Annotated in this window: 14 protein-coding genes and 1 pseudogene; 5 read left to right on the forward strand and 10 right to left on the reverse strand. The window is 43.4% G+C overall.

Annotation, left to right across the window (positions count from 1 at the left end; genetic code table 11):
- Positions 1–80 precede the first annotated feature (80 nt).
- Positions 81–257, reverse strand: a pseudogene (locus tag U2718_RS27985) (TetR/AcrR family transcriptional regulator); the annotation flags it as partial.
- Positions 258–660: 403 nt separating this feature from the next.
- A complete protein-coding gene (locus U2718_RS27990; RefSeq protein ID WP_341997993.1) occupies positions 661–1,308 on the reverse strand; it encodes a hypothetical protein in 648 nt (215 codons plus the stop codon).
- 443 nt (positions 1,309–1,751) lie between these two features.
- Between U2718_RS27990 and U2718_RS27995 the strand changes: the two genes are divergently transcribed.
- Positions 1,752–2,429, forward strand: a complete 678-nt coding sequence (locus U2718_RS27995) for a triacylglycerol lipase (RefSeq protein ID WP_341997995.1) — start codon at positions 1,752–1,754, stop codon at positions 2,427–2,429.
- On the opposite strand, the gene U2718_RS28000 is transcribed toward U2718_RS27995, so the two are convergent.
- On the reverse strand, positions 2,359–2,790 hold the full coding sequence (locus U2718_RS28000; RefSeq protein ID WP_341997997.1) for a VOC family protein: 432 nt from the start codon (positions 2,788–2,790) through the stop codon (positions 2,359–2,361). The genes U2718_RS27995 and U2718_RS28000 overlap by 71 nt on opposite strands.
- A 251-nt stretch (positions 2,791–3,041) precedes the next feature.
- Between U2718_RS28000 and U2718_RS28005 the strand changes: the two genes are divergently transcribed.
- Positions 3,042–3,518 (forward strand): MEKHLA domain-containing protein, encoded by a 477-nt coding sequence (locus U2718_RS28005; RefSeq protein WP_341997999.1) that lies wholly within the window; start codon positions 3,042–3,044, stop codon positions 3,516–3,518.
- A gap of 20 nt (positions 3,519–3,538) precedes the next feature.
- Here the strand turns inward: U2718_RS28005 and U2718_RS28010 are convergent, their stop codons facing one another.
- From U2718_RS28010 to U2718_RS28030, 5 genes are all read right to left on the reverse strand, one after another.
- Positions 3,539–5,704, reverse strand: coding sequence for a polysaccharide biosynthesis tyrosine autokinase (locus U2718_RS28010; RefSeq protein WP_341998001.1), 2,166 nt, complete (start codon positions 5,702–5,704; stop codon positions 3,539–3,541).
- A gap of 161 nt (positions 5,705–5,865) precedes the next feature.
- Complete coding sequence (locus tag U2718_RS28015) at positions 5,866–7,221, reverse strand: polysaccharide biosynthesis/export family protein (RefSeq protein ID WP_341998003.1); 1,356 nt, start codon at positions 7,219–7,221, stop codon at positions 5,866–5,868.
- Positions 7,222–7,341: 120 nt separating this feature from the next.
- Entirely contained in the window at positions 7,342–8,061 is a 720-nt protein-coding gene (locus U2718_RS28020; RefSeq protein ID WP_341998005.1) for a cyanoexosortase B system-associated protein, read from the reverse strand.
- Complete coding sequence (locus tag U2718_RS28025; RefSeq protein ID WP_341998007.1) at positions 8,048–8,341, reverse strand: hypothetical protein; 294 nt, start codon at positions 8,339–8,341, stop codon at positions 8,048–8,050. The genes U2718_RS28020 and U2718_RS28025 overlap by 14 nt, the downstream gene beginning before the upstream one ends.
- 8 nt (positions 8,342–8,349) lie before the next feature.
- On the reverse strand, positions 8,350–8,607 hold the full coding sequence (locus U2718_RS28030) for a DUF2281 domain-containing protein (protein ID WP_341998009.1): 258 nt from the start codon (positions 8,605–8,607) through the stop codon (positions 8,350–8,352).
- Between the two features lie 546 nt (positions 8,608–9,153).
- Here U2718_RS28030 and U2718_RS28035 point away from each other — a divergent pair.
- Positions 9,154–10,128 carry a hypothetical protein gene (locus U2718_RS28035; protein ID WP_341998011.1) on the forward strand — a complete coding sequence of 325 codons (975 nt, stop codon included), beginning with the start codon at positions 9,154–9,156 and terminating at the stop codon, positions 10,126–10,128.
- An 8-nt stretch (positions 10,129–10,136) separates the two neighbouring features.
- On the opposite strand, the gene U2718_RS28040 is transcribed toward U2718_RS28035, so the two are convergent.
- Positions 10,137–10,880: a PAP/fibrillin family protein gene (locus U2718_RS28040; protein ID WP_341998013.1), complete on the reverse strand. Its 744-nt coding sequence runs from the start codon at positions 10,878–10,880 to the stop codon at positions 10,137–10,139.
- A gap of 135 nt (positions 10,881–11,015) precedes the next feature.
- On the opposite strand from U2718_RS28040, the gene U2718_RS28045 reads away from it, so the two are divergent.
- Positions 11,016–12,449 (forward strand): Rieske 2Fe-2S domain-containing protein, encoded by a 1,434-nt coding sequence (locus U2718_RS28045; protein ID WP_341998015.1) that lies wholly within the window; start codon positions 11,016–11,018, stop codon positions 12,447–12,449.
- Between the two features lie 208 nt (positions 12,450–12,657).
- Positions 12,658–13,569 (forward strand): aminoglycoside phosphotransferase family protein, encoded by a 912-nt coding sequence (locus U2718_RS28050; RefSeq protein WP_341998016.1) that lies wholly within the window; start codon positions 12,658–12,660, stop codon positions 13,567–13,569.
- Positions 13,570–13,705: 136 nt separating this feature from the next.
- Here the strand turns inward: U2718_RS28050 and U2718_RS28055 are convergent.
- On the reverse strand, positions 13,706–14,993 hold a 1,288-nt coding region (locus tag U2718_RS28055; RefSeq protein ID WP_411813378.1), incomplete at its 5' end, for a type IA DNA topoisomerase.

Raw genomic sequence — 14,993 nt, forward strand, 5'->3', positions numbered from 1 at the left:
CTAGGCTCTGTTTCAAGCGAGTGAAAGTCTTGAAAATTAAATAACTTTTCTTGAGTAAATCGTTGGAGCGCAGCAGTGAATAATCTTTCTTTATCCTGAAAGTATTTGTAGACTGTCGCTTTAGAAACCCCCACTGCAACTGCAACTCTATTTATGCTTGTGGAAGCATAGCCATGTTCTAAAAATTCTTGCATAGCAACCTCCAAAATCGCTTCTGCTGTCTGTGGTGGTTCCCAATGTTCTAGTTGATTCTCCATTTTCCTCTAAGTACGCAACTACATAGATGTATGAACTCACCTTTCATACCTCAAGGCACCCTTAACTTTTTGTTACAGAATCAATAGTTGTTTTCACTCAATATCAATCACATATCAATCAAATATTAATCTTGTAATGCTAAGTTTTTAAGGGGGTAAAGTTAAGAAAAGCTGACAAAGTGATCGCTCTGTTAAAAAGAGGACACGCAGACAAAGAGAAGAATTTCCCCTTGCTTGTACAAATTTAAATTTGATTACTGCTGTAGCAATTTCTTTTTCTCAACACCAAAACAAAGTAGAGACACAAAAACTTGCGTCTCTACAATCACTAAATAATTAGCGGAATAGTAGGTTGTGATGTCACCCACCTATTATTCTGTTGTTATCAAACTTGTTGTCAAACTTACTTATTGGGATTGGGAGTTTTTACCTGACGCGCCATCTCCAGGAAAGAATTCATATTAGCTCCTGGGCGCCGACGACCATTAGTACTGTTAGGTATTAAATATTTTGGTGCGAAGGTAGTTTCTTTTGGCTGCGACTTAACTACTTTGGCTGCTTCTGCCGAAGCTTTTTCAGACTTAGGTTGTACTGTGACACCCTCAGCAGTTTGCACTAACTCCACTTTGGCTTTAGCTGGTTGAGCAGGAGATTTTGCCCCATTTTTTGCCTCTGGCGCAGCAGCTACTGGTTGCGCTGGTTTTTTGCCGTTGGCTGTAGCTGCACCTTTGGAAGCAACTTCTTTTTGTGCATCAGCTTTAGTCGAAGTAGCGCCTTTAGAAGCCACTGCTTTTTGTGCATCAGCTTTAGTCGTAGCAGTGACTTTTTCAGCAGCAGCTTTTGCCGTATCAGTGACTTTCTCAGCAGCCGCTTTTGCTGCATCAGAAACTTTCTCAGTAGCTGCCTTTGCTGTATCAGCTACTTTCTCAACAGCAGTCTCAGCCTCTTCCTTCAGTTCGAGATAGTAACCATTGTTTTTTTTCTTGCCAGGGAGAAGCCCAGTAATAAATTTCATAATCCCAGTGATTAAGTTTTTGATAAAACCGAACATTACTATTGCTCCTGTCTTTTATACCTGAAATTTGAGTAAATTGATTAAAAATTAGGGAAATTTCTTACATCTATTCAAGATACTGTTAGCATATCCCTTGTTTGCACCATGCGATTTGGTTTTCAGTCGCAAGCTTGTGAATGACAGACAAATTTTGTCACTGCTTTGTCACTGCAAACAGCAAATACTATCAACTATTTGATCTTAAATGCTTGGAATATTGTTAATACTCACAATTAATTATTAAATTTTTCTGGATCTAAGAGCAATATTCTAAAAGCTTGTTTAACAAAAGTTAACATTAACTTTCAGTAAACGTATTTAGAGAGGGTCTGGCTGAGAGTGTAACCAGTAGATTTAGTGTCATAGTCGATATTGTAGATACTAATAATACTTAGTTAGATTTTTTCCAGATTGTATTAATACTTATTAAAACTTTACACATGAAGAAACAGACTTCTCAGCGCAATCCGGTGTTGTTGGTACATGGCATTTTTGATACAGGTCGAGTTTTTGAAAGAATGGTACCGTACCTGACACAAAGGGGCTGGGTTGTATACGACTTCGACCTTACACCCAATAATGGGAATGAGAGTCTTGATAAACTAGCGCAACAAATTGCCAACTACGTAGAGTGTAATTTTCCACGAGAGCAACCACTTGATTTAGTGGGCTTTAGTATGGGTGGAATTGTGAGCCGTTACTATGTGCAGCGGCTGGGAGGAATTAACCGTGTACAAAGGTTTATCACTATTTCCGCACCGCATCGTGGCACTTGGATTGCTTATAGCCATCAAGGTGTAGGCTGTGTACAAATGCGTCCTGATAGTGCTTTTCTACAAGATTTGAATCGGGATGTTCTCGTGCTCAAGCAGCTAAATTTCACTTCTATGTGGACACCTTATGATTTGATGATTGTCCCAGCCAATAGTTCACAAATGCCTTTGGGTCGAGAAGTGATAATACCAGCATTAGTTCATGGTTGGATGATCACAGATACTAGATGTCTGGCGGCTGTAGCCGATGCCTTGGCAGAACCTATTCAACATATTAGTGAGGATCGCCAATTTGAACATATTCCGCACTTCCGAAAATCGCCTCAGAGTAACGGTAATACTTGAATTCCATCAGATTGTAGAACGGATCTTCTAAAAAGAAAGTGCGATGTTCTAGTGGAGTATCGACATAACGATGCTTAGGTTCTTCTCTAAACAATAATTGTCGCTCTTGTGCTCTAGTTAGTAAATATTCCCAGTCCCCTTCTGAGGTAAAAATTAATCCAAAATGTCTGGGATAGATACCGCGTTGCGATGTAAGGTTTTCCTTTGTAACGTGAGCCACTAGCTGATGACCGTAAAGGCTGAGAATTAGAGCATGGCGATTTTCGCGACCGGGAATACAGCCTAATCCTTGAACGTAATATGCTTTTGCTTGGGCAATATCTGTAACTGGAAAGGCAAGATGAAATATAGTTGGATTCATTGCTTTTTACCTATAAATGTTAACAAGAGATAAAACTCCAGATTTAATACTAATTCTCCAAAAAGCAGTTACAGATAATGACGCGGGGACAAAGAGACACTGAGATTGATGTGTAGCAAAATTTTAGAGAATTGGTATAAGTAGTTGGGCAAAATTAAATGTGGAACGCTTAACAGAGTTGGGGAAAAAATGTGTGTAATTAATTCTGTCTAGGTATTTATCTGTGGAGTCAATCCAAAATCTAAAATCAAATGAGCAGTAACATTCTATTTCCTTGGCAGCAGGAAGCTGTAATTTGCCATAGTCAGCGTTTACTCAAAAGTTTTCACTACTGGTTGGGATATTCTTTATTAGATGTTAATGGCTCACCAAAAGAAATAGCCCAAGCATTATTCCAAGCGCCTTTTGTCTTAGCCTCTCATGATACACAAGCAGATCCGATTTTAAACTATGGTAATCGTAAAGCTTTGGAATTATGGGAACTGTCGTGGGAGGAATTTACCCGTATGCCCTCACGGAAAACAGCTCAACAGATGTTACAACAAGAGCGCGATCGCCGATTAACTGATACCGTAACCAAAGGATACAGTAAGTTTCCTGCTATTCGTATCACTAGTACTGGTAGGCGTTTCCAAATAGAAGAAGTTATTCTTTGGAATGTACTAGACGAACATGAGCGCTATTGCGGTCAAGCAGCTATGTTTTCTAACTACAAATTTATGACATAACTACTTCAATTTTGCCTGCTTCAAACCGATAGTTCAGCGTGTGGTTCTTCTTGAATTTCTAATTCTCCCCCAGACAAAGCAACCAAAACCGTAGGTTGAGCTAAAGGAACTGTGATCTCGGCACCATTGATAATAGCTCCAACTAACCCTAGTTCAGATTCTACTAATTCATCTATTGTTTCACCTAAAATGTTTTCTTGTGTATGATTTGGTCGCGTTACCAGTACTATGCCATCGCTGTAATGTTGAATTAATAGAGCATCATTAGAGAAATTGATAGAATTAGTATCCAAAATTACAAAATCATAACGTTCGCGAGCATCTGCGATTAAACGCCGCAATTCGCTAGACTCAAGAATAGCAGCAGGTTGACGTACTGGGCCAGGGCTAGGAACAATGTATAAATTTTCTACATTTGGAACTAAGTGAATGCATTCACTCAAACTGCCGTAATAGTGCAAGGGTTCAAGATTAGCATCGGCATCAAGAGTAACTTTAAGGGATTGACTACGAGAAGGCGATCGCAAATCTGTTTCTATAATCAAAGTACGTTTACCAGCACGAGCGGAAGCTATGCCCAAGTTATATGCACTCACTGTTTTCCCTTCAAGACTGCTGGTACTAGCAATCATTACAACTTTTAAATTTTTCCCACCAATACGGCGTAAATTACTGCGGAACTTTTCATAAAACTCTAAATAGGGAGAATCTAAAGAAAGCACTAGCGACAGATCATCTGGTGATAAATTCTCGAAAGCCATCAAAGGCAACTCACCCAAGACAGTAACTTCCCGTTGCTTGAGACTGTTGCGGATATCCTCTTTCGTTTTGAACGTGCCTTCTAGTGATCCTAATAAAAATATAACTCCACCACCTACTATTAATCCTAAGAAACCACCGACAGCAATGGTAGCGAACACACTCTTTGGAGGTTTGACATTGGCAATCACTAAAGGCGCTCTAGCAATGCTAAGACTACTGACAGTTTCTGCTTCTGCTGTTTGAGCATCACTGAGCTTCGCTTGCATTTTGTCATAAACGGCTTTCTTGAGTAATACTTCTTGTTCTAAACGCGATCGCTCCAGTTGCTTATTAGGTATCAAAGCATATTCTTGTCGCAATTGCGCTTCTTCTTTAATCAACGACGATAATTGTTGCTGTAATGTCTCGCGTTGAGTTTGCAAAGTTACTAGTTGGTTTGCTAATAGCTGTCGAGATGGATCTAAGTTTATTTGAGTACGGATATCTGTTGTACCACCCAGAGGGGCAGCCCTACCGCCTCCACCGACTACCTCAGTTGCACGTTGTTGTAACAATTTTTCATAGGCTTCCTTTTGGCGTCGCAACTGAATCATTGTTGGATGTTGAGGACGAAAATCTCTTCTGTACACCTCAATTTGAGTTTCAACTTGATAAATTTGCGATCGCAAGCTAGCAATAATTGGATCGGCACTCAAAGCAGAAGAAACATAAGCTTGGTTGACCGTCAATCCCAACTTTGCTTGTAAACTACGAATTTGAGCATCGATTCCAGCCAGCGTAAGTTGAATTTGCCGTTGCTGGGTTTGGCTACTAGTGATTCCGGCTAATAAACTACCATTCTCAGCAGCGAGAATTGCCGGGCCTTGAATGCGATCGTACTGTTCCAGTCTCTTTTCAGCAACTTCTAATTCTCGTTTAGTAGGTGGTAGGCGATCGTTAATTTTTTTAATAATTGCTTTTAATCGTCCAGTATTAATCTCACCGCTCAATTTAACCATTGTCTCCATCAATAGCTGCACTATTTCTTGAGCGCGCTTTTTATCAGAATCTTTGTACTTTAGCTCAAGAATTGTAGATTCTAATTCTCCCGTTTTGCTTTTTTTCGGTAGACTCAAAGCAACATTCAAACCAACTTTTTGTGGTTTGACATTGACTTGTGCTGCCACAGTTTCGATGATTTGATCAGATAGTAAAACTTCTTGAGAAAGTTCTTGCCCTTGTTGGAGAATTTCACTACCAGTCGTAGAGAAAAAAACAGGTGGACTAGTGTAAGTCAAAGCACCATTTGCTACATAACTAGCAGGTGGTTCTGGTTGCATAGCTACCACCATTGAACCAGCTACAACCAAAGTAAAACTGGTTAATCCAATCCACTTGTACTTCTCGAAAGCAATCAAATAGCGTTTAACAATCGGTGGGGTCATTGGTTAGTGGTTAGTAGTTAGTAGGGGCGGGTTTTGTTGATTAACTTTCGGTTCAAACCGATAACTTATCTTCTAAACCCGCCCGTACAGTAGTTGGTTGTTTATTACTCCTCTGCTCCTGGTGCTCCTCCGCTCCCCCTCCCCTTGTCCTCTTCTCTCGCCTACTTGCTACTACCACCGCCACCGAAAGTTTCAAAAAAGCGGATAAAGGACTGAACATCAAAAAAGGGCCGGGTAATAGTAGATACCAGGTTAGTAATTCTACCGACAAGATTACGACCAACAACGATAACATCATTATCTTGAAGTGGCACGTTTTGAGATGCATCTCCAGAAAGCGCTTTTTTCCCATCCAATCTCTGAGTGACAGGCTTACCTCTTTCCGGATCAAAACGAACTAAAGCAATTTCCCGTAAGTTAGCAGTGTCAGGATTGAGTCCTGCTAAAGCATCAACAAAACTACTGCCATTCGGTAGCATTTGCGTCACAAGACCTCCAGCAGCATAATTTAATACCCGAATTTTAATCTGCGGTTGAGCTAAGGACGAACGAGCCACTAAATTGCGGTCATAAGTATCATCATTAATAAGTTCGCGACGCGGCACAATGATTGCATCTCCATCTTGCAAGCGCAAATTAGGTACTGTACCACCATTTTGTAAAGGAGTGTATAAATCAATAGTTTGTGCAACTACAGAACCATCAATCAAATGTCGTCGTACTTGTACTTGTCGCAAATCTGCCATCATAGTAGAACCACCTGATAAAAGCAGAGCATCAGCAACACGAGGCATTGGCGAACCCATAGGATAAATACCAGGGCGGAATACTTCACCGCTAACCGTGATTTGTACCGGTCGTGGTGACACCAGTGATAAGTTCACAACTGGATCGACAACAATGCGATCGAGCAACAAGCGGACTTTTTCTTGAGCTTCTGCCATAGTTAACCCTTTGAGGGAAACTGTTCCCACTTGTGGCAAAACAACATTACCTTCTGGATTAATCGCAACCGAAAAATTTAGATCTGGCCGTTGTGACATCAGTGATAAAGTGACAATCGGCTCCACCAAATAAAGATTTAGTAACGAGCGAGTTTTAACTTGTGCTTGTTCCAAAGTTAAATTTTGTAGTGATACTGTTCCCAATAGAGGAACAATGATATTTCCTTCTGGGTTAATTGCTGCTTGAAAGCTTGCATCGGGAAAACGCTGCACTACAACACTAATTACATCTCCCGCTCCCAAGCGATATTGACCTGGAGGGCGTTGAACTTGGATATTAATTAAATCTCCCGGCCCTAAAATGTAGCGACTGAGTTGTGGTGATATTTGCTCGTTGTTAACACCAGAAGGTACAAATTCAGTGCTTGTTGGGGGGGCAGGAAGTTGCACTGGCGCTGTGACTGGGGATGGCAGAGTAGGTACAGTCTGCTGGGCAACAACAGGTTGAGCAGCATTGCCAAGGAAAACACTGACCTGAAGACTAAAAAAATACAGGGCGGTGAATAAACGCATATCACAACTGGGAGCTATGAAGATGCTATCTTAGCCTGTAAATATACTAAGTGCTAGTTTTATAAGGAATATTTTTATACAAAAATTATCTTGTTTTTTATCAATAAATGGTAAATTTTTTTACAAAAAATCAGCAATTAAGGTATCTTGTACTGTTTCACCAATAGACTTAACCTCAGCCCAAACTGTTTCGATTTGTCCCAAAGGTTCCATTGGCATAAGAATACTAACAGCTACCCAAGCAGCGCGTTGCTTGTGGAGTTGTGCGACTTGATCTGCTAACAACCATTGCAAAGGTGATGAATCTCCACCGTTTCGCCAAGCATACCATTGCAGAACGGCAAAAGTTTGCTCTCTTGTGGCAGCACGAAAGAAGCTAGCTTTTACCTTAGTTTCAGTAGTTAAAGCATTTTTCTGGGGCTGCTTAAGCGTGAACTCAACTGAACGATTTTGAGCTAGATTCCACTGTCCCCAACGCAGTCTTCCCCAACTGTTAACGTCTGTCCACTCTACTTGAGGCTGGTTTTTAGGGCCATTTTGGGGTAATAGAAGTAACACAGCTTGAGTGTTGGCACCTTGTTTCTGGAGTAATTGTGATGACCATTTGTGCTCGCCGATTTGTTGTTGAGCTTGTTCAATCGTTTGCCAATCAGGAAGAGTTAATCCTGTCTGGCGGATCTGTCTCAACTGTTTAAGATTTGTGACAGGAAGTGGTTGTTGCCATTGCCAGCGCCCTGTTAGGTATCCTGGAACTGCTCCTAACGCTAATAATAGTAGTAATAACAACAAAGCTACTCCATGAGAAAAGTAGCGCTGCTTGAAAAACTTAGAGTAATTCATCAGTGAATATCGCAGTGTCTAGGTAAGATTTTGCATCTAGAACTGCCATGGTGAGTTCAGTAATATCTACAGTTAGTTCATTAAAATATTCCTCATAAAACTTGATTTCACTGGTTTTATTCTTATAAATTGCTTTAGGCAACACCTCTAGTTTCAAAAAAATGCTGGAGACAAATTCTGGATTGGAATCTTCAAGAATTGCTAACGCTCTTTCAGCAATAGCTCCCTCGCCTCGTGCTGCAACAATCAGTACACCTGAGTCGATAAATGTACGAATCATTCTGTATCTTATTGATATCCACCTCTACGTTCAGCTTTTTCACGCTCCACTTCTTCCCAATTCAGTAATGGTACGCCAGAGGCAACTATTTCCTCACGAATTTCCCGTAATCGTTTACCTAGCGAAGGCTTAAACTTAGATTTGACTTCATGCTGATTGGCAGAGTTTGTCTTGAATTCCAAAAACTCAACAAAATCAATAACCTCCTGTTGCTTATCTGGAGGTAGCGATCGCCATTTTTCCAATAGCAATTGTTCAATACTCATACGCTCTTCTGGTTAACGTGCAGTAATACCCTTCTCTGACAATGTACAACTATAGAGTTTGGGTTGTGGGCGATCGCACTCAACTAGAGGGGTTTTTGACAATGATGAGACGAGAATCACATAGATTTTTGATCTAAATCACAATTTTATATTTGGAGAATTGCCATAAGAGATGGAAGTGATTTATAGAAATTGAAATTTGAGGTAACGACAATGACTTTTAATTTAAGTGATGCTATCCAAGTGATTCTGATTGCTGCTGTTGCTAGTGCAGTCTTGTCTTCCGGTATTTGCTGGAGATTGCCCAAACCTTAAACAGGCAATCGTGAGCTTTCTTTATCATCCCACAAAAGCGATCGCTTCTCCCACCTTACAGTTAGCTGCTCATCCTCACAAAAGCCAGTTTCATTATCAGTGAAAAGTCAAAGCCCCTCCTACCTGAGACAGTCTTATTCTTTAGCAGTAATTACTAAACTAGAGATAGGACAGTCATGTCTTTGACGCTTTGCGTGGCTAAGGTAACGCAAAGAGCTAGGAGGTTTAATTATGGTTGAAGTTGCACAACAGAGCGTAAAACAAGCGACCTTGGATTCTAGCAATTCCGAATCCCATAGCCGCAAACTTTCTGTACTGGCGGGAACATCCAAAGGGTTGTGGGTACTTGAATCCCAGCAACGAATTGAACTTGAAGGCTTAGATATTACCGCGATCGCTCCAAGCAATAATGGATTATGGGCGATCACCAATCATAATTCAGTTTGGCAGCGCAACTTGAACGGCGAATGGCGCAAAGTCGCTTCGAGCGAAAACCTACGTTTGCATTGCCTTTTACCTATTGATGACACCGTTTTAGTTGGCACCTCTGAGGCTCATTTGATGCGAGTTGTCGAAGGGAATATGCAAATTATCGACAGCTTTGAGCAGGCAGAGGGACGAGATGAATGGTATACTCCCTGGGGCGGATTGCCAGATGTGCGATCGCTGGCACAAGGTACATCGGGTGAACTCTACGCAAATATTCATGTGGGTGGAATCTTGCGTTCTCGTGATCGGGGAAAATCGTGGCAACCAACCCTTGATATTCATGCCGATGTCCACGAAGTCCGAACCGCAGCAGATCGCCCTGGTTTGGTTTTAGCAGCGACGGCTCAAGGACTAGCGATGAGCCAAGATGGAGGAGACGATTGGAGCTTTGATCGAAAGAACCTCCATGCAATCTATGCACGGGCGATCAACCTCAGTGGAGACACCATTTTAATGAGTGTTTCGATGGGGCCTAGTGGTAGTAAAGCAGCCCTCTATCGGCGATCGCTTGACCAGATGGGAAGGTTTGAGAAGTGCGAGCAAGGACTGCCAGAATGGTTTTCAGACAATATCAATACGGGATGTATTGCTACCTCAGGAAATATAACAGGATTTGCAACTCGTGATGGGCAAATTTTTCTCTCCAATGATGCTGGCTTGACGTGGGAGGGGATTGCCTCAGGTTTAGGACTTATTAACTGTCTGACTCTCATCTAATCTCGACATTACTGTCGCTCACATACCAAGACTGTTCCCCGTTCCCCACGAGTAATCCGAAGTTCATCATCAAGATAGAGAATTTCTAGACGACCTTTAGGCGATCGCTGCATAGTGAAACAAACTTCTCCAGTTGCTGGATTCATTGCTTGTGGAGGAACTAAACCAAACATGAGCCAGAATAAAGCGGACTTGAATTTTTCTTGCCAACTTTTTTGTGAAGGCTGCTGCTGTCCAAAAACCGCTTGCCAATCGTTCATTTGATTTGGGTTTTGCGGCGCTAGAGTTCCTCCAGTAAATTTTACTTGTAGCAGGCGATCACTAACGGGGTGACAGACGCCTTGATTGCGAACAATTCCAGCCAGCTTGGGAACAGACTCGTCAATTGTCGTAAATTCCACAACAATATCGTGGCTGCGCTGTTCTCCTTCCAATAACAAGACAGGTTGTAGAACTCGGTCAATCACCAATTTTAGTCCTGTCGGTTGAAACATATTGAAGGCGAGCCGACCGAGGGTATAGGCAAACTTTCCATCTTCAAGTTGTTCCCCTCCCGGAAAATTCGGTGCGCTAATCAACAACCAATTACTATCCAGTAGGGTGCCACTATAGGCTGGTGCTTTCGTCGGGTTGAGAGGCTGGAGATTCTCAATCGCGTCAAGTACGGCTTTGTCCTTGGTGCTGCCACCACAAGCAGCAAGTGCCTGACGTAAAGCTGTTTTAGCCGCTGCATATTTTCCCGTAACTGCCATAGCGCCATCAATTTTTACTTCAACTGATGTTACTTTAGACCATTTCTAAGATTGAATGCGACTCACCAGTACCGTTCAAAAATTGTTACATTTTTTGTGGATAGGAAAATAAAAAGATTTTTTACACCTCCCACCATGTCCAACAGCGTTTTATCTCAACAGGATTCTCAACAAGTACTTACATCCCAAACCATAGCACCACAAGAGTTTCCTGCGGGTGGACTCGATCCAGATCGCTTTGAGTGGCAAGAAGTTTGGTATCCTGTCGCTTACGTTGAAGACCTAGACAAATCTCAGCCAACTCGCTTCACTTTGCTAGAGCAGGACATTGTTTTGTGGTGGGACAAAATTGAACAGACGTGGCGAGCGTTTGTAGACCAATGCCCACACCGTTTAGCCCCGCTTTCAGAAGGCAGAATTAACGAGTTAGGACAGCTAGAATGTCCTTATCATGGCTGGTCTTTTTCAGGAACTGGTCGGTGTGAACGTATCCCCCAACAAGCGGAAGGAACAAAGGCAGAAGTTTCTGGGCGTGCCTGCGTGACTTCTATGCCCACCACAGTTTGTCAAGGGCTGTTGTTCGTTTATCCCGGTCGAGTAGAGAATGCGTCTAAAACTAAAGTTCCGATCGTCGAACCCCTCGAAGAAGATCCTGAAGGCTGGATTTGCCTCAATACCTTTCGAGACTTGCCCTATGATGCCCTGACATTGATGGAAAACGTTCTCGATCCCAGCCACGTCCCTTACACGCACCACCGCACCGTTGGCAATCGGGCTAACGTGTCTGCTGTTGAATTGGAAGTCGTAGAATCAGGGAAGTGGGGGTTTAAAGGGACTTGGGCAGAAGGGCCTCGCAAAGGAACTCTAGGGCGTCAGGATACTACCTTCATTGCTCCTGGACTGATGTGGCACGACCTCACCTCCAAGCAGTTTGGCAGAACTTTGACAGTAGTTTATGCAACTCCGATTCGTAAGGGAGAATGTCGGTTATTTGCCCGCTTTCCCTTCAAGTTCTCCTCTAAATTACCAGGACTGTTTCTCAAGCTGACTCCGCGCTGGTACTCACACATTGGACAAAATAGCGTCCTGGAAGACGATCAGATTTTTCTGCATTACCAACAACGGTGTCTCGAAAAACGAGGCGGCAGTGCCAACTTTACTAAGGCGTTTTATTTGCCGACCAAAGCTGACCTTTTCGTATTCCAGTTACGTTCCTGGGTGAAGCAATATCATGCTGAACCATTTCCAGGAGAGACTCTACCACCGCCATTGCCTAAAGAAGCTCTACTAGACAGGTATCATTCTCACACGAAAAAATGCGCCAGTTGCCGCACTGCCTTAACTAACTTACAACGATTGAAGGTAGGAGTCGCTGTAGTGGCAGCACTGGTTTGGGGGCTGCTTCCCCTATTGGTGTTGATTCAGGGTCAGGCGTCTGTTGTCACCGCTACCATTTCTACCTTGGCTGTTGTTAGTGGTGCTTTGATTTGGTTTGGCTTAGGCAAGTTGGAGCGAAAGTTTTACCAAGGACGAGAAGTCCCGCCTAGAAATTTGCCAGAGAAAAAATAGAAGAATTTTTGTCAAAATCTTTGTGGTGGCAACTGATTGAAGTAGATTGAAAATCTCAAATATCTAGGACTTACGCAAAATCTCTCTAAAATCCTCTTGACTCTGTTGTCTTTGCGTTCTCTGCGGTTCATTATTCCATAACTCGTACGTAAGTCCTGATATTGTAAGTATATCCGTCCGCCATGTTGGAAGATGATTAAAGGTGCCTATGACTTCTGGCAAAATGCATGTTGACGAAGTAGACACCAACACATCACTCGTGAGCCGATTGCTCGCATCCCAGTTCCCGCAATGGGCCGACCTTCCCATCGAGCCAGTTCAGTCCGCTGGCACAGACAATGCGGTCTATCGTCTCGGTAATGATATGGCTGTGCGGCTACCCCGTATCCATTGGGCTATCGCTCAGGTGGAGAAGGAGCACCATTGGTTGCCGAGACTTGCCTCTTTCCTACCGCTTACTATCCCCATTCCGCTCGCGAAGGGCGAACCTAGTGAGGGCTACCCCTGGCAGTGGTCAGTCTATCGGTGGCTCGAAGGTGAGAGCGCGACGATGGAGTCCATTGCCAATCCACGCCAGGCGGCAACCGATCTGGCGCAATTCATCGCAGATCTGCAAAGGATCGATACCACAGGCGGCCCGCTCGCTGTGGACAATAACTTGCGCGGCATTCCTCTAGCGATGCGAGACACGTACACCCGCGAGGCGATCACAGCCCTAGATGGCACGATCGATACCGATGCAGCAATTATAGTGTGGGAAGACGCCCTTCAGGCACCCGAATGGGATCGCGCACCTGTCTGGTTTCACGGAGACTTGCTACCTGGAAACCTGCTGGTCGAAGGAGGACGCTTAAGTGCCGTAATCGACTTTGGAGGTCTGGGTGTGGGAGATCCCGCCTGCGACTTGATGATCGCATGGGGATTGTTCTCAGGTGAGAGCCGGGACGTGTTCCGCGTAGCACTAGGGATCGATGACGCGACGTGGGCGCGAGGTCGTGGCCACGCACTGTCCCAAGCGGTAATCTTCATCCCATACTACTTGAACACCAACCCTGTGGGAGTCAGCAACGCCCGACGCACGATCAATGCAGTTCTTGCTGACTATAGGGCGAGCAATTGAGGAAACCTGCAAAGCAGATGTCTTTGAGTAGTCTGAATTCACATAACAATGGCTTGCATCGGATGCTTTTCCGGACGGGGCTTGCGAGGGCAATCACTCTCACAGGCTCTTGATAGGTTTAAAAGCTTTATTAAAGCTAACAATCTAATTCACCAAACTTAGGACTCCACCAGCCTTTTTGCGTACTAAAGTAAGCCACATCCTTATGTTTTTTATCCTGACGGGACTCTTGAGCAGAACACCGTAGCATTGTCTTGTTCTGTCCCTCTTTGACGTAACTGTACTCTTCTAAAGGCTTTTTACACACTGGGCAGGGATATGAAGTTAGCTTCACTGGAGGTGTTTGCGGATTTTTATCTCTGCTTTCTTTTGTTCGAGGTAGTTCCCACTTTTTATTGAGTTCGTTCCAAAAGAGGACTGTATTTTCACACCCACTGACACATTTGAGGAAGTATTTCTTTTTAACTTTAGTACTCTTAATTTTGGCTAGAAAGTTGTTGCAATGAGGGCAGCGAGTTCTAGAAGTTTCATATTTGCGTTCCACTGGAGAAGCTTTAGCTTTATCTGATGTGAAAACCACGGTTTTTGCTTTTTTTAAAGCTGGTGCAAAGTAATTCTGATTCCAGGTTGTTAAGTAGTGCTGCCACCCCTGTTTGCCAAGAGCGATCGCATCGAGGGCGTCTTCCATCTTGGCTGTGAATTCTGCTTCCAGCAAATCAGGTAATGCCTTCTGCAAAAAAGCATCGACTTCTAATCCTAAATCTGTCGGCTGTAAATTGTCTTTTGCTAACTGCACGTAACCCCGCTTCTTGAGGGTTGCAACAGTTGGAGCATAGGTACTAGGACGTCCTATTCCTTTGCGCTCCATTAGTTGCACCAGTTTCGGCTCACTGTAACGGGGTGGAGGTTGTGTCTGTTTTTTCTCATGGGCTGCATTTTCTAAGGTTAGGGCTTGTCCCTGCTGCAATACTGGTAAAACAGTATCCTGACTGAGGTTGTTCCAGTAACGAGCGTAACCGTAGAATTCTACTACTTGACCTCTCGCTTGCCACAATAGTTGTCCAGATTGAGTTATAACTTGAGTTTTACGCAGTCGAGCAGAGCAGCATTGAGAGGCGATCGCTCGTTTCCAAATCATGACGTACAAATTGAATTCATCAGCGGGCAATTCTTGCCGCAATTGGACTGAGGGACGAAAAACATCTGTAGGACGGATCGCCTCATGGGCTTCTTGAGCGCTTTTAGGACTGCGATGCTTGGCAAGCTTTTGCGGTACGTTCTGCGGATCGTGTTGTTCTAACCACTGCCGCGCACTCTTGACAAACTCCGGACTCAACATGACTGAGTCTGTGCGCATATATGTAATTAACCCTGCCTCATATAGCTTTTGGGCGAGAAGCATAGTTTTGTCTGGAGTGAATTTG

Origin of the sequence: Chlorogloeopsis sp. ULAP02, from assembly GCF_038404745.2 — a bacterium.
Taxonomy (GTDB): domain Bacteria; phylum Cyanobacteriota; class Cyanobacteriia; order Cyanobacteriales; family Nostocaceae; genus Chlorogloeopsis.

Excerpts from the sequence above, each read along its gene's own strand:
- U2718_RS28015 (WP_341998003.1), bottom strand. The coding sequence starts at position 7,221 with ATGCGTTTATTCACCGCCCTGTATTTTTTTAGTCTTCAGGTCAGTGTT.
- U2718_RS28050 (WP_341998016.1), top strand. The coding sequence starts at position 12,658 with ATGACTTCTGGCAAAATGCATGTTGACGAAGTAGACACCAACACATCA.
- U2718_RS28045 (WP_341998015.1), top strand. The coding sequence starts at position 11,016 with ATGTCCAACAGCGTTTTATCTCAACAGGATTCTCAACAAGTACTTACA.
- U2718_RS28020 (WP_341998005.1), bottom strand. The coding sequence starts at position 8,061 with ATGAATTACTCTAAGTTTTTCAAGCAGCGCTACTTTTCTCATGGAGTA.
- U2718_RS28035 (WP_341998011.1), top strand. The coding sequence starts at position 9,154 with ATGGTTGAAGTTGCACAACAGAGCGTAAAACAAGCGACCTTGGATTCT.
- U2718_RS27990 (WP_341997993.1), bottom strand. The coding sequence starts at position 1,308 with ATGTTCGGTTTTATCAAAAACTTAATCACTGGGATTATGAAATTTATT.
- U2718_RS28005 (WP_341997999.1), top strand. The coding sequence starts at position 3,042 with ATGAGCAGTAACATTCTATTTCCTTGGCAGCAGGAAGCTGTAATTTGC.
- U2718_RS28040 (WP_341998013.1), bottom strand. The coding sequence starts at position 10,880 with ATGGCAGTTACGGGAAAATATGCAGCGGCTAAAACAGCTTTACGTCAG.
- U2718_RS27995 (WP_341997995.1), top strand. The coding sequence starts at position 1,752 with ATGAAGAAACAGACTTCTCAGCGCAATCCGGTGTTGTTGGTACATGGC.
- U2718_RS28000 (WP_341997997.1), bottom strand. The coding sequence starts at position 2,790 with ATGAATCCAACTATATTTCATCTTGCCTTTCCAGTTACAGATATTGCC.
- U2718_RS28030 (WP_341998009.1), bottom strand. The coding sequence starts at position 8,607 with ATGAGTATTGAACAATTGCTATTGGAAAAATGGCGATCGCTACCTCCA.
- U2718_RS28010 (WP_341998001.1), bottom strand. The coding sequence starts at position 5,704 with ATGACCCCACCGATTGTTAAACGCTATTTGATTGCTTTCGAGAAGTAC.
- U2718_RS28025 (WP_341998007.1), bottom strand. The coding sequence starts at position 8,341 with ATGATTCGTACATTTATCGACTCAGGTGTACTGATTGTTGCAGCACGA.